This window comes from Erwinia sp. 009765445 (assembly GCF_058137865.1).
In genome coordinates this window covers 122,416-144,388 of record NZ_JBYUWC010000005.1, presented here as the reverse complement: position 1 = coordinate 144,388, position 21,973 = coordinate 122,416, and the positions used below count along the sequence as shown (strand labels likewise).

Genomic DNA, 21,973 nt, shown 5'->3' with positions numbered 1-21,973 from the left:
AAGGAGTGCAAGAGTGATTGATTTACGCAGTGATACGGTAACCCGCCCGAGTGCCGCCATGCTGTCAGCGATGATGGCTGCTGAAACTGGTGACGACGTATACGGCGATGACCCCACGGTTAACGCACTCGAAGCGAAAGCAGCCAGCCTCAGCGGTAAAGAAGCTGCGCTGTTCTTGCCAACTGGCACCCAGGCCAACCTGATTGCGCTGCTCTGCCACTGCCAGCGTGGTGAGGAATATATCGTTGGACAGCTGGCGCATAATTACAAATATGAAGCCGGTGGCGCGGCGGTACTGGGCAGCATTCAGCCTCAGCCGATTCTGGCTTCTGCAGACGGCACCCTGCCGCTCGACGTGGTGGCACAGTTTATCAAGCCCGACGATTTCCACTTCGCCATCACTAAGCTGCTGAGCCTGGAAAATACCCATAACGGCAAAGTGCTGCCGCTGAGATACCTGAAAGAGGCATGGGAGTTCACTCGTGAACGCAAACTGGCGCTGCATGTGGATGGCGCACGTATTTTTAATGCTGTCGTTGAGCTGGGCGTTGAGCTTAAAGCGTTAACCTGCTACTGCGATACGCTGACCATCTGCCTGTCAAAAGGACTGGGGACACCGGTGGGATCGCTGCTGTGTGGCAGTGAAGAGTATATTCAGCGCGCACGGCGCTGGCGGAAAATGACCGGTGGCGCGATGCGCCAGTCTGGCATCCTGGCCGCCGCCGGGCTGTATGCCCTGGAGCATAATGTGGCCCGCCTTAAAGAGGATCACGACAACGCCGCCTGGCTGGCAAGCCAGCTGAAAAACCTCGGGGTGGACGTCTCCCGTCAGGATACCAATATGGTCTTTGTACGCCTGCCGGAAGCGCAGATTGCCCCGCTGAAGGCGTGGATGCAGGAGAGAGGAATTCTGCTCAGCGCCGGTAGCGTGACGCGCCTGGTCACGCATCTGGATGTGGACCGCCCTGCGCTGGAAACACTGGTAGCAGAGTGGAAGGCCTTTTTAGCCGCGCTTTAACGCCATTTGAACCTGGCTACGGGGCGAACACTCCTCCGCAGCCAGGGCAGAGTCATCGTTATTCAGCCCGTTCCGTATTTCTCCAGCAACGCTTCAGCAATAGCCTCACTCTCCGCATCCGCCAGCCCGCGATAGTCTGCCGGGCGGAAATGCATCTGGAAGGCCGCAATCACCTTCTGCTGTTGCCTCTGCGTCATACCGGGCGTCACTTCATAGCCATAGCGTGCCAGCAGGGTCAGCAAATTGGCCGGATCGGTCAACTGGTCCGGCGCTCTGCCCGCCAGGAAGAACTTCACACGGTCCGCATCTGGCCATGCTCCAACACCCTGCTTTGCCAGCCAGTGCCAGGGGAACAGCGGGCCCGGGTCCTGCTTACGCTGCGGCGCAACATCGCTGTGTCCCACCACGTCCTGCGGCAGGATGTTATAGCGCTTTACGATATCGCGGGTCAGCGGCATCAGAGCACCAATTTGTTGGGGAGTAAACGGATACCAGATCAGCCCGCCTGCAGTGCGCTTATATCCCTGATTCTCCAGCTCAATCCCAATGGAAGTATCGTTTATCCGGGTCGCACCGCGCCAGAAGCTGATCCCGGCATGCCAGGCGAGCTGAGTTTCCGGTACCAGCCGCAGCACCGTTGGCTGATTTCCCAGCTGATGCGGCCTGGCCGGGATCAGATAATGCGCGCTGACATTGCGATCGGTCAGGGTTGCCAGCGAACTGGGAAAATCTTCGGCGGTATAATGGATCACCAGAACCTTGACCCGAGGGCGTGCGCCCCATGCGGGGTGGCGCGTGTCTACCACGTAACCCTCATGTTTTTCCAGCCCGGGCGGTGCACAGGCGCTGAGCAGCATCGCCGCTGCCAGAGCGAACAGCAAACGCATCAGCTGCGGGTTTTAACAGCGGTGCCGCTGACGCTGACCATCAGCATGCTGCTGTCTTTACCGACCGTTTCATAATCGATATCAATGCCGACTACCGCATCAGCGCCAAGCGCCTTAGCCTGTTCTTCCAGCTCGGCAAAAGCAATCTGCCGGGCTTTTCGCAGCTCTTTTTCATAGGCGCCTGAGCGGCCACCAACGATGTCGCGAATGCCGGCAAAAAAGTCACGGAAGATGTTGGCGCCCAGGATCGCCTCACCGGTCACCACACCGCAATATTCTGCGATCGGCTGGCCTTCGAGGGTGGGAGTGGTTGAAAACTGCATCGTTTTTTCTCCTTTAACAGTTCTTTCCAGGTGTAGCCCTTGCGGTGAAGCAGAGCGGCTATACTTTATGCTAAAAAACGCCATCCAGAAACAATAAGGAAATCAAGATGAAATACCAAGCGATTGCTGCACTGGCTCCGCTGGCGCTGCTGCTGAGCGCCTGTACCACAGTTCAACCCGCATATAAGGACATCGGTACCCGCATGGGCCCGTGTGTGGATGGCGGCCCGGATTCTGTTGCGCAGCAGTTCTACGATATGCGCATTGAAAATCCTACCCAGGGCCTGCCTGGCGCTCAGCAGCTGGCAAAATATCGCCCGTATCTTAGCGACAAACTCTACCAGACCCTGCTGAAAGCCAACAGCGAACAGGATAAAGAAGCAGCACTGGCGCAGGGTGACCTGTTCTCCAGCCTGCCTGCCGGACCGACTTCAGCCAGCGTGGCTGACTCTTCAACTATCCCGAATACCGACGCGCACAATATCCCGCTGCGGGTGAAGCTGACCCGCGACGGTAGCACACCGGTGAAATGGCAGGATGAAGTGCTGATGGTACGTGAAGGCACCTGCTGGGCCGTGGACGATGTCCGCTACCTGGGACAGAATCCCCATATCGATGGCGGCTCCCTCAGCCAGCGTCTGTTGAAATAAACCTCCGGTTCGTGTCCTTTTTGAATGAGGGCGCGAACCCGAATTCTGCCCCAAACCCTGCTGCTATTTAGCTCACCCCGCACGATAATGTGCTAGCCTTTAACTTTTAATCCATGCATTCGCGAATTTTCAAAGCGATGATTGCATAACTATGCCGTCAACGTTAAAATTTGCAGCACTAATTACTATTCATTTTTTGCGCATGAGTATTCAACTTAACGGTATTAACTGCTTTTACGGTGCCCACCAGGCGCTGTTCGATATTCAACTGGCGTGCCCCGAAGGCGAGACGCTGGTTCTGCTGGGTCCAAGCGGTGCCGGTAAGAGCTCCCTCCTGCGCGTGCTGAACCTGCTGGAGATGCCGCGCTCCGGCACGTTGGGTATCGCCGGCCACCATTTTGACTTCAGCAAAAGCCCTTCCGATGCAGCAATCCGCGAACTGCGGCAGAATGTCGGCATGGTCTTTCAACAATACAATCTCTGGCCGCATCTCACGGTGACACAGAACCTGATCGAAGCGCCCTGCCGCGTGCTGGGTCTGAGCAAAGATCTGGCCCATGCCCGCGCCGACAAATTGCTGGAGCGCCTGCGACTGACCAAATTTGCCGACCGCTTCCCACTGCATCTTTCCGGTGGTCAGCAACAGCGGGTGGCCATTGCCCGGGCACTGATGATGGAGCCTGCGGTCCTGCTTTTCGATGAGCCGACCGCCGCACTGGATCCGGAGATTACCGCCCAGATTGTGTCAATTATTCAGGAACTCTCCCAGACCAATATCACCCAGGTAATCGTAACCCACGAAGTGGAAGTGGCGCGCAAAACCGCCAGCCGCGTGGTGTATATGGAAAATGGCTACGTGGTCGAACAGGGCGATGCCAGCCGCTTTACACAGCCGCAAACCGAAGCGTTTGCCCATTATTTATCGCACTGATGCAGGACATAATGATGAAAAAAGTCGTACTCACCGCGCTGTTAGCCGGCCTAAGCCTGAGCGCAAGCGCCGCACAGACCATCCGTTTTGCTACTGAAGCCTCATATCCTCCGTTTGAGTTTGTTGACTCTGACAATAAGATCCAGGGCTTCGATGTGGACCTGGCTAACGCGCTGTGCCGCGAGATGAACACTACCTGCTCCTTCACTAATCAGGCATTCGACAGCCTGATCCCCAGCCTGAAGTTCCGACGTTTTGATGCGGTGATGGCCGGTATGGACATCACGACAGAGCGTGAAAAACAGGTGCTGTTTACTAAAGCCTACTACGACAACTCCGCGTTGTTCATTGCCCAGAAAGGCAAAGTCGCTTCCGTTGACGCGCTGAAAGGCAAACGTGTTGGCGTGCAGAACGGCACCACACACCAGAAATACCTGACTGAAAAAATGGCTGGTGTCAGTACAGTGCCTTACGACAGCTATCAGAATGCCATCCTCGACCTGAAAAATGGCCGTATCGATGCCGTGTTCGGTGATACTGCCGTGGTTAACGAGTGGCTGAAACAGAACTCTAACCTGGCTCCGGTCGGTGAGAAAGTGACTGATAAAGCCTACTTCGGCACCGGTCTGGGCATCGCGGTTCGCCAGGGCAACAGCGAGCTGCAGGGCCAGTTCAACGCTGCGCTGGACAAAGTGAAGGCAGATGGCACTTACAAAACCATCTACAGCAAATGGTTCCAGCAGTAATTTCTGAATGAGCGAACTTTATCCTCTTGCAAGCGCCGCCGGGATGACCGTCGGCCTTGCCGTCTCTGCGCTGGTCGTGGGCCTGATCCTGGCAATGATTTTTGCCGTCTGGGAATCAGCCCGATGGCGGCCTGTCGCCTGGATCGGTACCGGTCTGGTGACGCTGTTTCGCGGCCTGCCGGAGATTCTGGTGGTGCTGTTTGTCTACTTCGGCGCTTCGCAGCTGCTGCTGACGCTTTCCGATGGTTTCACCATTAATCTGGGCCTGGTGAAAATCCCGGTACAGATGACCATCGAGAATTTCGACGTCAGCCCGTTTCTCTGTGGCGTGATCGCGTTGTCTGTTCTCTACTCTTCATACGCTTCGCAAACGCTGCGCGGCGCGCTGAAAGCAGTGCCGGTTGGTCAGTGGGAATCTGGCCAGGCGCTGGGAATGAAGACGACGGCGATTTTCTTCCGCCTGATCCTGCCACAGATGTGGCGTCACGCATTGCCGGGCCTGGGCAACCAGTGGCTGGTGTTGCTGAAAGATACCGCGCTGGTGTCGTTGATCAGCGTTAATGACATCATGCTGCAGACCAAAAGCATTGCCTCCCGCACGCAGGAGCCTTTTACCTGGTACATGATCGCCGCGGCGATGTACCTGGTGATCACCCTGCTGAGCCAGCAGATCCTCAAGCGGATTGATGCCCATACCACGCGGTTTGAGCGGGGGAATAACTGATGCTGAGCTATTTACCCGAGCTGCTGAAAGGGCTGCATACCAGCCTGACGCTGACTGTTGCATCACTGATGCTGGCGCTACTGCTCTCACTGCTGTTTACCGTGATCCTCTCCCTGAAGGTTCCGGTGCTGAACCCGATCGTGCGTGGCTATATCACGCTGTTTACCGGCACTCCGCTGCTGGTGCAGATCTTTCTGATCTACTACGGCCCGGGGCAGTTCCCGTCGATTCAGTCGATCCCGTGGCTGTGGCATTTTCTCTCGCAGCCCTGGCTGTGTGCGCTACTGGCGCTGTCGCTGAACAGTGCAGCTTATACCACTCAGCTGTTTTACGGTGCCGTGCGGGCCATCCCTTCCGGTCAGTGGCAGTCCTGTGCCGCTCTGGGGATGAACCGTAAAGATACTCTGCGCATCCTGCTGCCCTATGCTTTTAAACGTGCCCTCTCCTCTTATTCCAACGAGGTGGTGCTGGTGTTTAAAAGTACCTCCCTGGCTTACACCATCACGCTGATGGAAGTGATGGGACACGGACAGTTGCTGTACGGTCGGACCTATGACGTGACGGTATTTGCGGCCGCAGGCCTGATTTATCTGTGCGTCAATGGACTGTTGACCCTGATGATGCGTCTGATTGAGCGCCGTGCGCTGGCCTTCGAACACCGTAATTGATCGTACCGGTGGTGGTCAGCACCACCGGTATCTCCTGGAAACAGCCCTTCTTTGCAGGTTAATCAGCGGATAGCCCGTTATCGCCGACTGGCATAATAGCCGGGTATTTTGACCGCAAGGACGGTAAGTGATGCACAAGTTTGTCCTGACCCTTTTGCTTGCCAGCCTCAGCTTTAACTCGCTGGCCAACGGCCCCCTTCGTTTCGCCTTTTCGGCAACCAATCCGCCCTTTGAGTCTCTTGACAGTGACGGGCAACTGGTGGGGTTTGATATCGACCTGGCAAAAGCCCTGTGCGAGCGAATGAAAACCCAGTGTATCTTCACTAATAACGCTTTTGATCGCCTGCTGCCTTCGCTTAAATTTCACCGCTATGACGTGGTCATCTCCGGGATGGACATCACCGCTGAGCGGCAAAAACAGGTGGATTTCACCCAGCCCTATTACGCTAACTCTGGCACCATCGTCGCCGTGAAGGGGCGCTACAGCAATTTTGAGCAGCTAAAAGGCAAACGTATAGGCGTGGGTGGCGAGACCACCCAGCAGGCTTATCTTCAATCGGCATGGCCGGACATTATTGCCGTGACCTATGACAACTACCAGAATGCGCTGCTGGATATACATAACGACAGGCTGGAAGGCATCTTCAGCGATACGCCAGCGGTACATGAATTGCTGAAATCCAATCCCCAGCTGGCCCGGGTCGGCGAGCCAGTGACGGACAGTCGTTATTTCGGCTCCGGACTGGGGATCGCCGTGAGAAAAGGCAATCAGGATCTGCTCAGCCAGCTGGACGAAGCCCTGCAGGGCATCAAGGATGATGGCACCCTGCGTAAGCTGAGCCTGCGCTGGCTTGGCAGTGAAAAATAGCGTTGCTCAGCGCCGCTTCAGCAGCGTCAGTACTTCGCTGTGGGCAGTGTGCGGGAACATATCAAACATCTGCACTTTTTCCACCAAATAATCAGCCATTAACGCAATATCACTGGCCATCGTCTGCGCATTACAGCTGGAATAGAGGATCCACTTTGGTGCCATCGCGCTGAGAGAGTTGCAGAGCTGCACGCCAATTCCGCGTCGCGGAGGATTCACCAGCACCAGATCCGGCACCTCCCCTTCACCAGTGGCAAACGCCGTCGAATCCAGCGCGGCAAAACTGATGTTTTCCAGGCCCATTGCCGCTGCCGAGCGTTTCGCACAGGTAATAGCTTCCGCACTGATCTCAATACCGGCCAGGCTCATCTCTTTTGTTGAGCAGTGCAGGCCAAAACCGCCCACCCCACAAAAAAGATCCCACATACTGCCGACGGCCAGCTCGCTGACCCACTGGCGGGCAGTGCCATACAGCGAGGCTGCCACTTGCGGATTTGTCTGGAAGAAACTCTGCGGGCGGATCCACAGCGGCACATCGTTTAGCTGGTCGGCCAGCGCCTGATTCTCTGTCAGTGGGATCTCTTCTTCTCCTTCCAGAATGGCCATATGCACCGGCTGGATATTGGCAGAGATAACGCTCAGCTGCGGCAACTGCTGCTGCAGGGCTGGCAGCGCATGCTCCAGCTGCGCCAGCTTCTCTTTTGAGCGCAATACAAAGCGCAGCATCAGCTCGCCGCTGTGTGAGCTTTCAGTGAGCAGGATAAACTTCAACTCGCCTCGTTTACGCGCGACGTTATACGGCGTCAGCCCAGCCTGGGCAATAAACGGCTTCAGTCTTGCAAAGACTTCGGAAAAACTCTGCGGATAGAGCGGGCAGTCACAAAGATCAACCGGATGACCATCACGATGCATGATACCCAGCACCGGTCGCTCCACGCTGCCGCTGACCACCATTTTGGCCTTATTACGAAACATCTGCTCAGCGGAAATCACCGGCGCCAGCCACTGTCCCACAGGCTGCTCAGCCAGCAACTGACGAAGCCGTTCCTGCTTGGTTTCAAGCTGACGTGGATAAGGGATCTCCAGCCACTGGCAGGAGCGGCAGCGGTCGGCATCGTAAAGGGCGCAGTGCATGATAAATCAGTTAATCCGGATTAAAAAAGCGGGCGGGGATTGTATCACTGTACGTTTAGCGATGCCGAAAAAATTCCCGACTGCTGGCAGGGACAAACAGCAGCAGCATGATCAGCAGATCCGGCAGCTTGAGGGAAATAAGTAAAGGAAGAATACGGCCATCGCTTCCGCCGCTGATATTAAACAGCTCAGGGTAGACCCATCCCATTGAGGCCATAAACAGATAGAACATCACCACTGCCTGCGCCAGAGCGTAACCCAAGCGTCCCCAACGGCGGCCACGCATCACCGCAATGGCACAACGCAACTGGGCAAAAAACAGCAGCTGGCTGGCAATAAAGATCAGAGTGGAATCCCAGGCCTGGGCGCTGCGATGGACAAAACTCATCAGCTCATTCAGCCCCAGCTCATGCATCTGCAGGCCAACACCGAGACAGCGGATGGCGATAATGCCAATCCCGGCCACCAGCACCGGCACGGGGATAACCGATGGTGATGACAGAACCGCTTTACCTTCTCTCAGCACTTCTGACATGGTTTTTCTCCTGCTGATGCACCTGGGTTCCCGACATCATGAAATAACCGCCAACTATTTTTAGCGCAATTGAAGGAATATATCCACTCTCCGGGATATTTCTCTGCGGAACAGTTTGACAGGTATTATAAAAAACGTCGAATCCCGGTATTTATTCTTTAAATGGCGGCAGGATGTTCCTCCCACTCCTCTATTTCCAGACGATGTTACATTTAACGTCATAATTTACTTCCGGACAGGGCAAGGCCTGTGTGATTATCGGAAGGCTAACCCCTGATAATGGCTGAATGGAGAGCTTAACGTGTTAAAAGTTTTGGAACATTACGCTTATCTGCATGAGATCCCGGAGCTGGGGTTTCAGGAGTTTAAAACCTCGGCCTATATCAGCCAGCAGCTGAAAACCGCCGGTTATCAGGTTCAGGATAATTTTAATGCCACCACCGGTATTGTGGCCGTGCTGGACAGCGGCGTGCCGGGTCCCACTCTGGCGTTGCGCGCAGATATGGATGCACTTGGCCACGTCATTAATGGCGAACATTGCGCACGCCATACCTGCGGTCATGATGGACACTCTTCAGTAGTGCTGGCCGCCGCTCAGGAACTGATAGCAGAAGGCGCAGTGAAGAAAGGCCGCCTGAAAGTCATTTTCCAGCCTGCGGAAGAGTTGGGCACCGGTGCGCTGGCGATGATTGCTGGCGGAGCTGTTGACGATGTCGATATGATCCTTGGTTTCCACGTCCGTCCGGCCGAAGAGTGCGCCGTCGGAACCGCCATCCCTGCCGTTTACTACTCGGCCTGCGTAACCATTGAGGCTACCGTGCGCGGTCAGACCGCACATGGCGCACGTCCTCATCTGGGCATTAACGCGCTGGATGCTGCCAGCAGCGCGGTTCAGGCCGTCAATGCCGTGCATATGGCCCCGGGTAACAGCTGGAGTGCGAAAGCGACCCGTTTTCTCTGTGACGCCGGGGTGACCAACTCGATCCCTGATGAAGCCCGCGTGGTATTCGATCTGCGCACGGCAGAGAATGAGGATATGGAAGTGCTGCAGGCCAGAGTGGAACGGGCGATCCAGCACAGCGTGGCGGCCTACGGCGCAACGGCTGAAATCATGGTGCTGAAATCGATGCCAGCAGCAGAAATTGATGACGAGATGACCACACTGATCTCAGAGTCGATTAAAGAAGTGCTGGGAGAAGAGGCAGTAATGCCGGTTCGCTCCACGCCTGGCAGCGAAGATTTCTTCCACTATGCGGTACAGCGTCCGCAGGTGAAATCCGGCTTCTGGGGACTGGGAACCGGACTGGTGCCGGGCCTGCATCACCCGGATATGCACTTCGACCTGAACTCGCTGCCAGTGGGCATTAAGATCTTTAAGGCCTGCGTGCTGAAAGTGCTGGGGTGAGTAGCTTTATAGATAGGTGAGCGCAGGAGGGAATAACCGGAACACGGACACGCCGTAAATACTTCTCTGTAGGCTTGATTCGGGCATCCGTGCGCTCAACAGTCCGCTTATCCGGTTATCCCCTCCAGCCAAAAGCAATGGCGTCGCTGCGAAGAGGTGTCGTTTTCCGGTTTATCTTTCAACTCACCAACAACACTGAAGTTTGCGGGCGACGGTGAAGTGGGCCTCAGCCGGGTGTTTGTCGCAGGGACGCGGCATTCAAGCCCCCATGGACGGGTTTACGGCGTCCCGGATGAGGCTCACTTTACCGACGCCGGACATCAGCGCCGGTTTTGACCTTGTCGTTGCCAGAACCAGTCTTGACCTTGTTGGTGCCAAAGCTGGCGTTGACCTCAGTGCCCGCTCCGTGCCTTCTGAATATCCCGCAGCCGCTGTTTCTCTTCATGAGCCATAAACCGCCAGGCGATAAACCCGACAATCCCGACCACGAACAGGATCAGCGAGGCCAGCGCGTTAATCTCCGGATTCACCCCACGGCGCACGGTTGCAAAGATCTGCATCGGCAGCGTGGTGGCTCCAGGCCCGGTCACAAAGCTGGAAATTACCAGATCGTCCAGCGACAGCGTAAAGGCCAGCAGCCAGCCGGTGACGATAGCCGGAGCAATCATCGGCACGGTGATCACAAAGAACACCTTCAGCGGCGTTGCACCTAAATCCATTGCGGCTTCTTCAATCGAGCGGTCCAGTTCGTGCAGCCTGGAGTTAATCACCACCGCGACATACGCCGTACAGAAAGTCACGTGTGCCAGCCAGATGGTTAACATGCCACGATCGGCAGGCCAGCCAAAAGCATTGCCCATCGCCACAAACAGCAGCAGCAGTGACAGCCCGGTGATCACATCCGGCATCACCAGCGGTGCAGTCAGCATAAAAGCAAAGCCGGTTGACCCTTTGAAACGGCCAAAACGCACGATCACCACTGCGGCAATAGTGCCGAGGATCGAGGCAGCGGTAGCCGCCAGCGCCGCAATACTCAGGCTGAGCGTCACTGCGCCGATCATCGCATCATCGTGGAACAGCACGTTATACCAGTGCAGTGAGAAACTCTCCCATGCCGCCAGCTGTGACGAGTTAAAGGAGTAAATCACCAGCAGCACCATCGGCGCATACAGGAAGAAAAAGCACACCACCAGAATAGCGATACGCCACGGCGAGCGGATTGTCGGTAACGTGGTCATTCCTTCTCCCCCATCTCTTTATTCTGATGCTTGTGGAACCAGATAATTGGCAGGATCAGGATCAGCAGGATAATGACCGCCAGCGCCGATGCCACCGGCCAGTCACGATTATTAAAGAACTCCTGCCACAGCACACGGCCAATCATAATACTGTCCGGGCCTCCCAGCAGTTCAGGAATAACGTACTCACCGACCGCCGGAATAAATACCAGCATCGATCCGGCAATAATCCCACCTTTGGTCAATGGCACAATCACGCTGAAGAACGTTTTCAGCGGCCTTGCGCCCAGATCCAGCGAGGCTTCCACCAGGGAATAATCAATACGTGTCAGCGCGGTATAAATTGGCAGCACCATAAACGGCAGATAGCAGTACACAATGCCGATATACACCGCGAGATTGGTATAGAGGATTGTCAGCGGATGGTCGATGATGCCGGTCCACATCAGAAACCGGTTTAACACCCCGTTATCGTTCAGGATCCCCATCCAGGCATAGACGCGCACCAGAAACGAGGTCCACGAAGGGAGGATAACCAGCAGTAGCAGGATATTGCGGGTGGAAGGTGAACTGTGCGCCACCGCCCACGCCAGCGGATAACCAATCAGCAGACAGATTACCGTGGAGACTGCCGCGACCTGTAACGAATGCAGATAGGCATCCACATAAAGTGGATCGTCCGTGAGCGTAAGATAGTTACCGAGATTCACTACCATCGTCAGCTGACCGTCAGCCCAGCTGAGCAGATCGGTATACGGCGGGATAGCACGGGCAATATCAGCAAAGCTGATTTTCAGCACGATCAGGAACGGCAGCAGGAACAGCAGGACCAGCCAGAGATAAGGTAAAGCGATGACCAGTTTACGGCCATGCTTCATCTTCAGGCGGCCCGGCAAAGAGGACACCGGTGCCGGAGTGCGGCCTGGTGGTTCAGTGGTATTTGAAGAATGCTGGCTCATAATCCCCCCCGCTACACCGTCAGTACCACACAGCTGTCCGCGTCCCAGCAGAGACGCACTTCGTCTCCCCAGGTCGGCGCGCCTTTGCGGAAGCGATGGGCGTTCTGCAACTGGGCGCTGATCATCTGGCCGCTGCGCAGACGCACATGATATATCGACAGGTCGCCGAGATAGGCAATGTGCACCACTTCCCCGACGGCAAAGTTACAGCCATCAGCAGGAACCTCTTCACACAGCATCACTTTTTCCGGGCGCAGCGCCACATGAACCGGCACGCCGTCGGTCACCGAAGCATCGGAATCCACCTTCAGCGGGTGGATCAGCCCCGGACTGTCGATAATCAGGCCGTCAGCCTGACGTTCACGCAGCAGGCCTTCGAACAGATTTACCGAGCCGATAAACTCCGCGCTGTAGCGCGTGGTCGGATGCTCGTAAATCTCCTCCGGCTCACCAATCTGCACAAACTTGCCGCGGTTCATAATCGCAATGCGCCCGGCCATGGTCATCGCCTCTTCCTGGTCATGGGTGACCATCACACAGGTCGCGCCCACACGCTCAAGGATATCGACCACTTCCAGCTGCATCCGATCGCGCAGCTTTTTATCCAGCGCACCCATTGGCTCATCCAGCAGCAACAGTTTTGGCCGTTTCGCCAGGCTGCGGGCCAGTGCCACTCGCTGACGCTGACCGCCGGAAAGCTGATGCGGTTTACGTTTGGCGTACTCCTGCATGTGCACCAGGGTCAGCATCTCAGCGACGCGGCTGGCAATTTCACCTTTTGGCAGGCGATCCTGCTTCAGGCCAAACGCGATATTCTGTTCAACCGTCATGTGTGGGAACAGCGCGTAGGATTGAAACATCATATTGATCGGTCGCTGATAAGGCGGCACATGGGACAGATCCTGGCCATCGAGCATAATCTGTCCGGATGTCGGGGATTCAAAACCCGCCAGCATCCTCAGCAAAGTAGACTTGCCGCAGCCGGAGGCACCCAGCAGCGCAAAAATCTCGCCTTTGTAGATGGTCAGGTTGACATCATCAACCGCATGTTGTCCGTCAAAAGACTTGGTCAGATTGCGGATTTCCAGCAGCGGCGTTAACGCCTTGCCCGCTTTTTGCTGCGGACGGGGGATCGCGTCGTTCACTTCCATAACTCTCCGGGCCCTGCCGTAAAAAACAAAACAGAGGCCAGGCAGGCACCTCTGTTATTCAGTGAAGAAAGAGTCAGCCTCTGTTAATTACTTACCACTCTTAACTTTAGTCCATGCACGGGTGCGCACACGATCGAGTTTCGGATCCTGGACTTTCAGCACGAACAGTTTCGCCATGGTTTCCGGGGTTGGGAAGATGCCCGGATTGTTACGAATGTCAGCATTAATCAGTGGTACAGAAGCCTTGTTGCCATTGGCATAGAACATCTTGTTTGAGATGTCGGCAATGACTTTTGGCTCCATCAGATAGTTCAGGAACTGATAGGCCTCATCGACGTTTTTGGCATCTTTAGGAATAGCCAGCATATCGAAGAACGCCAGCGCGCCCTCTTTAGGAATACTGTAGGCAAGGTGCACGCCATTTTTTGCTTCAATCGCGCGGTTCTTAGCCTGCAGCACGTCTCCTGCCCAGCCGATAGCCACGCAGGTGTTGCCGTTAGCCAGATCGTTAATGTACTGGGAAGAGTGGAAATAGCGGATGCTCGGACGCAGCTTCAGCAGCAGGTCGGTTGCCGCACCGGAGTAATCTTTCGGATCGCTACTGTTAGGATCTTTGCCCAGGTAGTTAAGCACGGTAGCAAAAATCTCTTCCGGCGCATCGAGGAAGGAAACGCCGCAGCTCTTCAGCTTTTCGAGGTTCTCCGGTTTCAGCACCAGATCCCAGCTGTCGACCGGCGCATCTTTACCCAGTACCGCTTTGACCTTATCGACGTTATAGCCAATACCGGTGGTCGCCCACAGATACGGAATGGCGTATTTATTGCCCGGATCGTGCTGGTCCAGCTTTTTCAGCAGGTCTGGATCGAGGTTTTTGTAGTTAGGCAGCTTGCTCTTGTCCAGAGGCTGGAACACGCCGGACTGAAGCTGGCGGGCGAGGAAGCTGGAAGAAGGCACCACGACATCGTAACCGGTGCTCCCCGCCATCAGTTTGCCTTCCAGCACTTCGTTTGAGTCGAAGACGTCATACACCACTTTGATACCGGTCTGCTTTTCAAAATTCGGCACGGTATCCGGGGAAATATAATCTGACCAGTTATAGACGTGCAGCGTCTTATCAGCAGCCACCGATCCCGCGGAAACCGCCATCAGTACACCGGCCACCACACCTGACAACCATTTTTTACGTTGGTTGAACATGTTTTTCCTTCCTCCAGAAAAAGATAATCACGGCTCGTTATGACAGCGGGCCTGCAAAGGCCATTAGAATGAATGATTATTCACCCTGCTGTTAAATAGAAAAAACCTATACCTGTAGCGACGTTGCACGCGAAACGCAGCTTCGCAAGAATAGCCCCACTCTAAGATCCAGGCCAGACCCAGGCGTAAAAAACGCCTTTTATCGATTTTTAATGCATTTTTCCTCTATGTGATAGGCCAAACGCGGCACAAACGACGAGGAAAATCGGGCATTTGCCGCTTAAATGCAGCATAAAAAATGGCACTGGTGGCCTGAAGTCTGCCGAAAATAGCAGCAACTAAGGTTAACAGGAGAAATATGCACCAGACAGGAAGTTCAAAGGGGCCAATCGTGGATCGCCCCGGGCGGTTCAGAGAGAGGAATTAATGCAGCATGGAGTGGGAGGAGATGAACTCACCGCGTTCCTCTTCGTCTTCGTTCATCATCAGCAGATGGTTGGCAAAGGCTTCCATCACCACCATGGAGATCTGTTCTTCGCTCTGCTTCATAAAGTGCACGAACTGACCGTAAGTCAGCCCGGCCGTAACGCAAAGCGACTGACAGACAATCAGCTTGGGCAGGTTGTCATCCTGAATATCCACGAAGGCTTTTACCGTCAGCGAGCTGGCATTGATCTGTGACAGATCGCCAACCAGCGGGATCAGCGCCGTGGGCTTTACTTCGGCGAGTGCGGAAAACAATATGACGTTGTCCACCAGATCGAGCTTGGCATCGAACACGCCGTCAAAATTTTGCATATGCGGCAGGTGAAGCGCCTGACAGGAGTCACACTCAAACCAGGTAATACTTTGCTGATCCAGCCAACGACGAATGACGTCGATATCCGGAACGACGAGTGAATCCATGTGATTTGTCTCATACTGCCTTAAAATTGCGCCCTAGCTTACGGAAAAAAGCCCCGGAACACCACGATTGCGACAGAAATATGACGTCATCCGCCGGTTTTCAGACAGAAACCAGGTCGCGCCTGTTCTTCAATCCAGGCGATCATCATCGCTGCAATATCCAAACCCGTGGTCTTTTCAATGCCTTCCAGCCCTGGCGAGGCATTAACCTCCATAACCAGTGGTCCACGGCTGGCGCGTAAAATATCCACCCCGGCCACGTCCAGGCCCAGCGTCGCGGCGGCGTCGATCGCCATTTCCCGCTCACGGCAGGTGATTTCCACGCTGCGCGCCGTGCCGCCACGATGAAGGTTGGAACGGAAGTCCCCTTCCTTCGCCTCTCGTTCAATTGCAGCAACCACTTCGCCGCCAATCACCAGACAACGGATATCCCGGCCGTGGGCTTCCTTGATAAACTCCTGCACCAGAATATGGGCGTTCAGTCCCCGGAAGGCGTCGATCACGCTTTCGGCCGCCTGACGTGTTTCCGCCAGCACCACTCCAATCCCCTGCGTGCCCTCAACCAGCTTTACCACCAGCGGCGCTCCACCCACCATCTCAATCAGATCGCTGGTGTCATCCGGTGAATGGGCAAAACCGGTAACCGGCATATCAATCCCCTGCCGCGCCAGCAGCTGCAGCGAACGCAACTTATCCCGCGCGCGGGTTATCGCCACCGACTCGTTCAACGGGTAGCTGCCGCATACCTCAAACTGGCGTAGCACCGCTGTGCCATAAAAGGTAATGGCCGAGCCGATACGCGGGATCACCGCGTCGAAATAGTCCAGCTGCTTGCCGCGGTAGTGGATTGCGGAAGAACCCGGATTGATATTCATGTAGCAGGAAAGCGGGTCAATCACTTCCACGCTGTGGCCGCGCTTTCGGGCGGCCTCCAGCAGTCTTTTGCACGAATAGAGTGAACCGTCTCGGGAAAGAATCGCAATTTTCACCAGATGCCTCCGGGGGATCTTAACGTGTTGCCCAACCCTGCTTGTGCAGATAATCCAGCATAAATGGCCGGCTTTCTTTAATAATGGTTTTCTGGATGTGCTGGCTCCAGCTTTCGCGCCGCGGGTTGCTTTCACGGGTCAGATAGTACTCTTCCTGCTGGCTGTCATAAGCGGCCAGCACTTCAGGGTCGATCGGCTGATAGCGGTTTTCATGCACCAGCATTTGTGCTGGCATACGCGGCTTGTGCTGCGGTTTCTGATCGGGCCAGCCCAGGCAAAGGCCAAACAGCGGCAGGACAAATTTCGGCAGCCCCAGCATCCCGGTCACTTCAGCGATGCTGTTACGGATACCGCCGATAAACACGCCGCCGAGGCCAAGAGACTCTGCGGCAATCATCGCATTCTGCCCCATCAGTGCGGTATCCACGCAGCCCAGCAGCAGCTGTTCGGCCAGCCCCAGCTGCGCTTCCGGACAGATTTGCAGGTGACGATTAAAATCGGCACAGAACACCCAGAACTCGGCCGCCTGGCCGACATAACGCTGGCCGCCGGTCAGGGTAACCAGCTTTTCACGCAGTTCACGATCGGTAATCCTGATCACAGATGAACACTGCAGGAAGCTGGAGCTGGATGCCGACTGGGCAGCGGCCAGAATGGCCTGCCGCCCGGCGTCGCTGATGGGCTGGTCAGTAAAGGCCCGGATAGAGCGGTGAGAGCAAAGTAGCTCAATGGTCGGCGTCATGCTTTTCTCCTGGAGAATGAGCGATAAAATGTTGCCGGCAAGGGTAGCACCAGATCAAGTGCGGGGTAAGAGAGGCCCCCTATAATTCCACCGGGGTATAGCCTGGACGAATCGGATCAACAGGTAATTCCTTCTTCCTTTTACCCAATGATGCGGGCATCATAAGCGCCAATTCAGATTATTTTGTGATTCAAATCACATAAATTTTTTGACCTTTGAGGAGAAACCTATGTTTGCAGTGATTTTTGGACGTCCTGGCTGTCCTTATTGTGTCCGTGCCAAAGAACTGGCCGAGAAGCTGACTGAAGAGCGTGATGACTTCAATTTCCGCTATGTGGATATTCACGCCGAAGGCATCACCAAGGCTGACCTGGAAAAAACCGTCGGCAAACCAGTAGAAACCGTGCCGCAGATTTTTCTCGATCAGAATCACATCGGTGGCTGTACTGATTTCGAAGCTTACGCGAAAGAGAATCTGGGGCTTTTCCAGTAAAATTCTTGCGGCTGGGAGCTTCCGGCAAAAAGAGGGTCGATATTGCTATCGACCCTCTTTTTTTATCTGCGTATTTTCACACCCATTACACCGTTCTTCCCTGCCGGGCCTCAGCCATGCGGATGCCAGAAAATGGTTCTCAGCAGCATCACGGCCAGAGCTCCGGATCCGCACCAGAAAATCGCGCTGGCATCAAAAGCCAGCTCCTGCAGCAGATCGTGTCCCCACATTGAGTACCAGCGCATAATCGCCAGGCAGATTGGCGTACCGAGCAGAGCACCCAACAGCGCCACCGTCAGCGGAGCCTCTTTCGAAGTCAGCGCAGCTACCGCTCCGGGAATGGTTAACATCAGCAAACCGGGACGCGCCTGCATTGTCGCGGCACCCTCGATGAACATGTCATAACGCACCGCCAGAAAGACAATGCAGTACAGGGCAAGACTGCTTATCAGGCTTGTCCAGGACATACCCTTAAACATCATAGGATCTTCTCTCGGTAATTGATGTAGTCCCCTGGTCAGACAAACTCCGGACCATTTTCCCCGATGGTAAAAACTAAATACCGTTACAATTGTTCACGGCTTTTACTGGCTGAAAAAGAATGAAGCGACTAAAATGGCGGCCGTTTTAACTGGCGCTGGGCTGTAATTCGCGGATAAACCTGAATGTTGCCGCTGCTCTGCTGGCAGTCAGGCAAATTTAGCGCAAAACGCCCTTTATTTCAACACGTTACTGGTAAACAAGAAGTTAAACCGTGAATATAAACGTCGCAGACTTGTTAAGTGGAAATGACATTCTGTTATTATTTGTCGTGCTGGCACTGGGACTATGTCTGGGTAAATTACGGCTGGGTTCTGTCCAACTGGGTAATTCCATTGGCGTTTTAGTCGTCTCTCTCCTGTTAGGCCAGCAGCATTTTAGTATTAATCCCAACGCTCTTAATTTGGGCTTCATGTTATTTATTTTTTGCGTAGGTGTTGAAGCAGGCCCCAACTTTTTTTCAATTTTCTTTCGTGACGGCAAAAATTATCTGATGCTGGCTTCGGTCATGGTCGGCAGCGCGGTCATTCTGGCGCTGGGGCTGGGTAAACTGTTTGGCTGGGACATCGGTCTGACCGCCGGGATGCTGGCCGGGTCAATGACCTCCACGCCGGTTCTGGTGGGGGCCGGAGATACGCTGCGACAAACTTATCCTGCAGGCAGTCTGCTAAATGCGGCTCAGTCTAACCTCAGTCTCGGCTATGCCCTGACCTACCTTGTCGGCCTGGTCAGTCTGATCTTTGGCGCCCGTTACTTGCCCAAGTTACAGCATCAGGATCTGCCTACCAGTGCGCAACAAATTGCCCGCGAGCGGGGACTGGATCCTGACAGCCAGCGCAAAGTCTACCTGCCGGTGATCCGCGCCTATCGTGTGGGCCCGGAACTGGTGGCATGGACTGACGGTAAAAACCTGCGTGAACTCGGTATATATCGCCAGACCGGCTGCTATATCGAGCGTATCCGCCGTAACGGTATCCTGGCGAACCCGGACGGCGACGCGGTGCTGCAGCAGGGGGATGAAATTTCGCTGGTGGGCTATCCGGATGCACATTCCCGCCTCGATCCAAGCTTCCGCAACGGCAAAGAAGTGTTCGACCGCGATCTGCTCGATATGCGAATTATCAATGAAGAGATCGTGGTTAAAAATAACAATGCGGTGAATAAAAGACTCAGTCAGCTTAAATTGACCGACCACGGATGTTTCCTTAATCGGGTGATCCGCAGCCAGATTGAAATGCCTATCGATGACAGCGTCATCCTTAATAAAGGCGATGTGTTACAAATTAGCGGCGAGGCACGCAGGGTTAAATCCGTTGCAGACCGAATCGGATTTATCTCAATTCACAGTCAGGTGACCGACCTTCTCGCCTTTTGTGCCTTTTTTATAATCGGACTGATGGTCGGAATGATCACTTTCCAGTTCAGCAGTTTTAACTTCAGTATTGGTAACGCGGCCGGATTATTATTTTCCGGCATTATGCTCGGCTTCCTGCGTGCCAACCACCCGACGTTTGGCTATATCCCACAGGGTGCGCTGACCATGGTTAAAGAGTTCGGGCTGATGGTATTTATGGCTGGCGTGGGACTCAGCGCCGGGAGCGGGCTGTCGCATGGACTGGGCGATACAGGGCTGCTGATGCTGATTGCGGGGCTGGTAGTCAGTTTGCTGCCGGTGGTGCTGTGCTTCCTGTTTGGGGCCTACGTGCTGAAAATGAATCGCGCGTTACTGTTCGGTGCCATTATGGGAGCGCGCACCTGTGCCCCGGCCATGGAAATTATCAGCGATACGGCGCGCAGTAATATCCCGGCTCTTGGCTATGCCGGCACCTATGCAATTGCTAACGTTTTGCTGACCTTAGCCGGTACGCTAATCGTCATAATCTGGCCAATGTTCGGCGGCTGAAAATAATTTAAAAATTTCTGAGAACTTTTATAACGGGGCGCAGTCTTAATTAGTGCCACTGCTTTTCTTTGAAATCCCCAAATTGTGGAGCCCGTTAATCGAATGATTAGCGGGTTTTTTTCTATCTGCACTCCCCCCTCTTAATGTTTCCTTAATCGCTTTTCAGCAACATGCTCAGCTGCATTCACCTTCATCCGGCCGTCATGAAAACATCATCAAGTCTTAACGAAAGCTCAATCACTGGTTCAACCAGGAACAATGCTATTTATCTTCTTCCCCGACGCTTTTATCTTATCCAGCTGATATTGCTGGCTGTGACCGGTTTGGCCTTCACCTGGGTGTCCCGTAACGAGACGTGGGATTTTGCCCTGTCCCGGATGTGGTTTGACCCGGTTTCACAGCAGTTTCCCTGGAAGGAAAATTTCTGGCTGGACCTGATTAACCATCGCATAGCCAAAGATGCAGTGATTGCCATGGCGGTCATCGCGCCGGTGACAGGCGTAATCAGGCGGAATTGTCGCCTGGTGCTAGTTGCTTTACTGACCGACGTCGGCCCACTGGTCGTCGGCATCCTGAAGGCCACCAGCGCACACTCCTGTCCCTGGGACTTGATTGAGTTTGGTGGCAAAGCGGTGTCGTACCCGCTGTTTTCCGCCATTCCGCTGGACAGCGGTCCCGGGCGCTGCTTACCCGGAGGCCATGCATCCAGCGGCTTTGGCGTAATGGCGTTGTTTTTCTGGTTCTGTCCGCAGCGTCCCCGGCTGGCCTGGCTGTGCTTTTTCGCCGGTGCCGCGCTGGGTATGTTGATGGGTTATGACCAGATGATGCGCGGCGCGCATTTTCTTTCCCACAATTTATGGGCTGGCTGGTGGGTCTGGCTGAGCCAATGTTTTACTTTCGGATGCGTGTCGTATCTGCTGAACAAGACGAGGAAATAACCATGCTGGAAGAGTTGAACCGGATGCTGTTTCTCTGGGTCAATGCCACGCCTGAATCACCAGGCTGGCTGATTTCACTGGCAACCTTTATCGCACGGGATTTGATCGCCATCGTGCCCCTGCTGATCGTTGCACTGTGGTTATGGGGGCCTGGAAGCCAGCTCACCTCACAACGGGTGCTGGTGCTGAAAACCGGCATTGCCCTGATTTATGCGCTGGCCATTTCCTGGTGTATTGGCAATCTGTTCCCGCATCCGCGCCCTTTCGTCATCGGTCTGGGTCATCAGTTCCTGTCGCATGCGCCGGATGACTCCTACCCCAGCGACCACGGCACGGCTATCTTCACCTTCGCCATTGCTTTCCTCTGCTGGCATCGTGCCTGGTCAGGCGTGGTGCTGATGCTGGTCGGTACGGCGATCGCCTGGTCGCGCGTTTATCTTGGCGTTCACTGGCCGATGGATATGATCGGCGGACTGCTGGTTGGCATGCTCTCCTGCCTGTTTGCGCAGGTTGCATGGTATTTCTGTGGTCGTCGCTTATTGCAAAATATTTCGTCCGTGTACCGGTTATTGTTCGCCCTGCCAATCCGCAAAGGTTGGGTTCGTGATTAAATAGCTGTTGCGCATAGCCAGGGTGGATATGATTCCACCCTTTTTTATTTTTCAATTTCCGCCAGAATTATTGCGCAACATCATGGTAAAAAAAGGAAACAGCATTGATTCGTTGCGCAAATGGATAATTCGCAAACAACCTGACGCATAAGAATTACGCAACGTAATGATAATAAACAACTTAAATTTTAATTCCTGGTTGTTTTTTAACCTTGAGCGTGAAATTTATACAATGCGCTCCGATCACAATGCAGTTTAAATAACCATCATAAAGACGATATTCCAGAACATGAACCTGCATTAAAAAAAGATATAGCGTATAACTCTGATAATAATTTCATAACTGTGATTACGATCGCCAGAAAGCGCCGTTCTTCCACTTCCTTCTTCCCTGCCAGATGGTAGAGTGTCGCCGTC

24 protein-coding genes are annotated in these 21,973 nt (G+C 54.5%); 12 read left to right on the top strand and 12 right to left on the bottom strand.

Annotated elements, in window-relative coordinates; genetic code table 11:
• Positions 1 to 13 precede the first annotated feature (13 nt).
• Complete coding sequence (gene ltaE / locus AC3Y5R_RS06740; RefSeq protein ID WP_489920691.1) at positions 14 to 1,018, top strand: low-specificity L-threonine aldolase; 1,005 nt, start codon at positions 14 to 16, stop codon at positions 1,016 to 1,018.
• 62 nt (positions 1,019 to 1,080) lie between these two features.
• On the opposite strand, the gene AC3Y5R_RS06735 is transcribed toward ltaE, so the two are convergent.
• Together AC3Y5R_RS06735 and AC3Y5R_RS06730 are read right to left on the bottom strand one after the other, a co-directional pair.
• Positions 1,081 to 1,908 (bottom strand): N-acetylmuramoyl-L-alanine amidase, encoded by an 828-nt coding sequence (locus tag AC3Y5R_RS06735; RefSeq protein WP_489920787.1) that lies wholly within the window; start codon positions 1,906 to 1,908, stop codon positions 1,081 to 1,083.
• Positions 1,905 to 2,228, bottom strand: coding sequence for a heavy metal-binding domain-containing protein (locus AC3Y5R_RS06730; protein ID WP_158783136.1), 324 nt, complete (start codon positions 2,226 to 2,228; stop codon positions 1,905 to 1,907). The genes AC3Y5R_RS06735 and AC3Y5R_RS06730 overlap by 4 nt, the downstream gene beginning before the upstream one ends.
• A 107-nt stretch (positions 2,229 to 2,335) precedes the next feature.
• On the opposite strand from AC3Y5R_RS06730, the gene AC3Y5R_RS06725 reads away from it, so the two are divergent.
• The 6 genes from AC3Y5R_RS06725 (at position 2,336) to AC3Y5R_RS06700 (ending at position 6,815) form a co-directional block, all read left to right on the top strand.
• Entirely contained in the window at positions 2,336 to 2,878 is a 543-nt protein-coding gene (locus tag AC3Y5R_RS06725) for a lipoprotein (protein WP_489920690.1), read from the top strand.
• A gap of 202 nt (positions 2,879 to 3,080) precedes the next feature.
• Positions 3,081 to 3,809: an arginine ABC transporter ATP-binding protein ArtP gene (gene artP, locus AC3Y5R_RS06720; protein WP_158783138.1), complete on the top strand. Its 729-nt coding sequence runs from the start codon at positions 3,081 to 3,083 to the stop codon at positions 3,807 to 3,809.
• Positions 3,810 to 3,823: 14 nt separating this feature from the next.
• Entirely contained in the window at positions 3,824 to 4,555 is a 732-nt protein-coding gene (artJ, locus tag AC3Y5R_RS06715) for an arginine ABC transporter substrate-binding protein (RefSeq protein ID WP_489920786.1), read from the top strand.
• 7 nt (positions 4,556 to 4,562) lie between these two features.
• On the top strand, positions 4,563 to 5,279 hold the full coding sequence (gene artQ / locus AC3Y5R_RS06710; protein WP_489920689.1) for an arginine ABC transporter permease ArtQ: 717 nt from the start codon (positions 4,563 to 4,565) through the stop codon (positions 5,277 to 5,279).
• A complete protein-coding gene (gene artM / locus AC3Y5R_RS06705) occupies positions 5,279 to 5,947 on the top strand; it encodes an arginine ABC transporter permease ArtM (RefSeq protein ID WP_489920688.1) in 669 nt (222 codons plus the stop codon). The genes artQ and artM overlap by 1 nt, the downstream gene beginning before the upstream one ends.
• 130 nt (positions 5,948 to 6,077) lie before the next feature.
• The gene (locus AC3Y5R_RS06700; protein ID WP_489920687.1) at positions 6,078 to 6,815 is read left to right on the top strand and encodes a transporter substrate-binding domain-containing protein; all 738 of its coding nucleotides are present in this window, start codon (positions 6,078 to 6,080) and stop codon (positions 6,813 to 6,815) included.
• A 6-nt stretch (positions 6,816 to 6,821) separates the two neighbouring features.
• Here the strand turns inward: AC3Y5R_RS06700 and rlmC are convergent, their stop codons facing one another.
• Together rlmC and AC3Y5R_RS06690 are read right to left on the bottom strand one after the other, a co-directional pair.
• Positions 6,822 to 7,949 carry a 23S rRNA (uracil(747)-C(5))-methyltransferase RlmC gene (rlmC, locus tag AC3Y5R_RS06695; protein ID WP_489920686.1) on the bottom strand — a complete coding sequence of 376 codons (1,128 nt, stop codon included), beginning with the start codon at positions 7,947 to 7,949 and terminating at the stop codon, positions 6,822 to 6,824.
• 55 nt (positions 7,950 to 8,004) lie between these two features.
• Entirely contained in the window at positions 8,005 to 8,484 is a 480-nt protein-coding gene (locus AC3Y5R_RS06690; RefSeq protein ID WP_158783144.1) for a YbjO family protein, read from the bottom strand.
• 301 nt (positions 8,485 to 8,785) lie between these two features.
• Here AC3Y5R_RS06690 and AC3Y5R_RS06685 point away from each other — a divergent pair, with 301 nt between their 5' ends.
• Positions 8,786 to 9,889 (top strand): M20 peptidase aminoacylase family protein, encoded by a 1,104-nt coding sequence (locus AC3Y5R_RS06685; protein WP_489920685.1) that lies wholly within the window; start codon positions 8,786 to 8,788, stop codon positions 9,887 to 9,889.
• A 392-nt stretch (positions 9,890 to 10,281) separates the two neighbouring features.
• On the opposite strand, the gene potI is transcribed toward AC3Y5R_RS06685, so the two are convergent.
• The 7 genes from potI to nfsA form a co-directional block, all read right to left on the bottom strand.
• Complete coding sequence (gene potI / locus AC3Y5R_RS06680; protein WP_489920684.1) at positions 10,282 to 11,127, bottom strand: putrescine ABC transporter permease PotI; 846 nt, start codon at positions 11,125 to 11,127, stop codon at positions 10,282 to 10,284.
• Positions 11,124 to 12,086, bottom strand: coding sequence for a putrescine ABC transporter permease PotH (gene potH, locus AC3Y5R_RS06675; RefSeq protein ID WP_489920683.1), 963 nt, complete (start codon positions 12,084 to 12,086; stop codon positions 11,124 to 11,126). Before potH ends, potI begins: the two co-directional genes overlap by 4 nt.
• Positions 12,087 to 12,097: 11 nt before the next feature.
• Positions 12,098 to 13,231: a putrescine ABC transporter ATP-binding subunit PotG gene (potG, locus tag AC3Y5R_RS06670; RefSeq protein WP_489920785.1), complete on the bottom strand. Its 1,134-nt coding sequence runs from the start codon at positions 13,229 to 13,231 to the stop codon at positions 12,098 to 12,100.
• A 93-nt stretch (positions 13,232 to 13,324) separates the two neighbouring features.
• Positions 13,325 to 14,434 (bottom strand): spermidine/putrescine ABC transporter substrate-binding protein PotF, encoded by a 1,110-nt coding sequence (gene potF / locus AC3Y5R_RS06665; protein WP_489920682.1) that lies wholly within the window; start codon positions 14,432 to 14,434, stop codon positions 13,325 to 13,327.
• A 423-nt stretch (positions 14,435 to 14,857) separates the two neighbouring features.
• Positions 14,858 to 15,340, bottom strand: a complete 483-nt coding sequence (locus AC3Y5R_RS06660; protein WP_158783149.1) for a YbjN domain-containing protein — start codon at positions 15,338 to 15,340, stop codon at positions 14,858 to 14,860.
• Positions 15,341 to 15,426: 86 nt separating this feature from the next.
• Complete coding sequence (gene rimK / locus AC3Y5R_RS06655) at positions 15,427 to 16,329, bottom strand: 30S ribosomal protein S6--L-glutamate ligase (protein ID WP_489920681.1); 903 nt, start codon at positions 16,327 to 16,329, stop codon at positions 15,427 to 15,429.
• Between the two features lie 19 nt (positions 16,330 to 16,348).
• Positions 16,349 to 17,071: an oxygen-insensitive NADPH nitroreductase gene (gene nfsA, locus AC3Y5R_RS06650; RefSeq protein ID WP_489920680.1), complete on the bottom strand. Its 723-nt coding sequence runs from the start codon at positions 17,069 to 17,071 to the stop codon at positions 16,349 to 16,351.
• Between the two features lie 229 nt (positions 17,072 to 17,300).
• Here nfsA and AC3Y5R_RS06645 point away from each other — a divergent pair, with 229 nt between their 5' ends.
• Entirely contained in the window at positions 17,301 to 17,564 is a 264-nt protein-coding gene (locus AC3Y5R_RS06645) for a GrxA family glutaredoxin (protein WP_158783152.1), read from the top strand.
• A gap of 110 nt (positions 17,565 to 17,674) precedes the next feature.
• On the opposite strand, the gene ybjM is transcribed toward AC3Y5R_RS06645, so the two are convergent.
• Positions 17,675 to 18,046, bottom strand: a complete 372-nt coding sequence (ybjM, locus tag AC3Y5R_RS06640; protein ID WP_489920679.1) for an inner membrane protein YbjM — start codon at positions 18,044 to 18,046, stop codon at positions 17,675 to 17,677.
• A gap of 272 nt (positions 18,047 to 18,318) precedes the next feature.
• On the opposite strand from ybjM, the gene AC3Y5R_RS06635 reads away from it, so the two are divergent.
• From AC3Y5R_RS06635 to ybjG, 3 genes are all read left to right on the top strand, one after another.
• Complete coding sequence (locus tag AC3Y5R_RS06635) at positions 18,319 to 20,007, top strand: aspartate:alanine antiporter (RefSeq protein WP_489920678.1); 1,689 nt, start codon at positions 18,319 to 18,321, stop codon at positions 20,005 to 20,007.
• Between the two features lie 203 nt (positions 20,008 to 20,210).
• The gene (locus AC3Y5R_RS06630) at positions 20,211 to 20,945 is read left to right on the top strand and encodes a phosphatase PAP2 family protein (RefSeq protein WP_489920677.1); all 735 of its coding nucleotides are present in this window, start codon (positions 20,211 to 20,213) and stop codon (positions 20,943 to 20,945) included.
• 5 nt (positions 20,946 to 20,950) lie between these two features.
• Positions 20,951 to 21,556, top strand: coding sequence for an undecaprenyl-diphosphate phosphatase (gene ybjG / locus AC3Y5R_RS06625; protein WP_158785319.1), 606 nt, complete (start codon positions 20,951 to 20,953; stop codon positions 21,554 to 21,556).
• The last annotated feature ends 417 nt before the right edge of the window (positions 21,557 to 21,973 follow it).

Coding starts and splice junctions, on each gene's coding strand:
- ybjM (WP_489920679.1), bottom strand. CDS start 18,046: ATGATGTTTAAGGGTATGTCCTGGACAAGCCTGATAAGCAGTCTTGCC.
- potF (WP_489920682.1), bottom strand. CDS start 14,434: ATGTTCAACCAACGTAAAAAATGGTTGTCAGGTGTGGTGGCCGGTGTA.
- potH (WP_489920683.1), bottom strand. CDS start 12,086: ATGAGCCAGCATTCTTCAAATACCACTGAACCACCAGGCCGCACTCCG.
- AC3Y5R_RS06730 (WP_158783136.1), bottom strand. CDS start 2,228: ATGCAGTTTTCAACCACTCCCACCCTCGAAGGCCAGCCGATCGCAGAA.
- artQ (WP_489920689.1), top strand. CDS start 4,563: ATGAGCGAACTTTATCCTCTTGCAAGCGCCGCCGGGATGACCGTCGGC.
- AC3Y5R_RS06660 (WP_158783149.1), bottom strand. CDS start 15,340: ATGGATTCACTCGTCGTTCCGGATATCGACGTCATTCGTCGTTGGCTG.
- nfsA (WP_489920680.1), bottom strand. CDS start 17,071: ATGACGCCGACCATTGAGCTACTTTGCTCTCACCGCTCTATCCGGGCC.
- AC3Y5R_RS06690 (WP_158783144.1), bottom strand. CDS start 8,484: ATGTCAGAAGTGCTGAGAGAAGGTAAAGCGGTTCTGTCATCACCATCG.
- AC3Y5R_RS06725 (WP_489920690.1), top strand. CDS start 2,336: ATGAAATACCAAGCGATTGCTGCACTGGCTCCGCTGGCGCTGCTGCTG.
- artM (WP_489920688.1), top strand. CDS start 5,279: ATGCTGAGCTATTTACCCGAGCTGCTGAAAGGGCTGCATACCAGCCTG.
- artJ (WP_489920786.1), top strand. CDS start 3,824: ATGAAAAAAGTCGTACTCACCGCGCTGTTAGCCGGCCTAAGCCTGAGC.
- rlmC (WP_489920686.1), bottom strand. CDS start 7,949: ATGCACTGCGCCCTTTACGATGCCGACCGCTGCCGCTCCTGCCAGTGG.
- potI (WP_489920684.1), bottom strand. CDS start 11,127: ATGACCACGTTACCGACAATCCGCTCGCCGTGGCGTATCGCTATTCTG.
- AC3Y5R_RS06645 (WP_158783152.1), top strand. CDS start 17,301: ATGTTTGCAGTGATTTTTGGACGTCCTGGCTGTCCTTATTGTGTCCGT.
- AC3Y5R_RS06630 (WP_489920677.1), top strand. CDS start 20,211: ATGAAAACATCATCAAGTCTTAACGAAAGCTCAATCACTGGTTCAACC.
- AC3Y5R_RS06700 (WP_489920687.1), top strand. CDS start 6,078: ATGCACAAGTTTGTCCTGACCCTTTTGCTTGCCAGCCTCAGCTTTAAC.
- artP (WP_158783138.1), top strand. CDS start 3,081: ATGAGTATTCAACTTAACGGTATTAACTGCTTTTACGGTGCCCACCAG.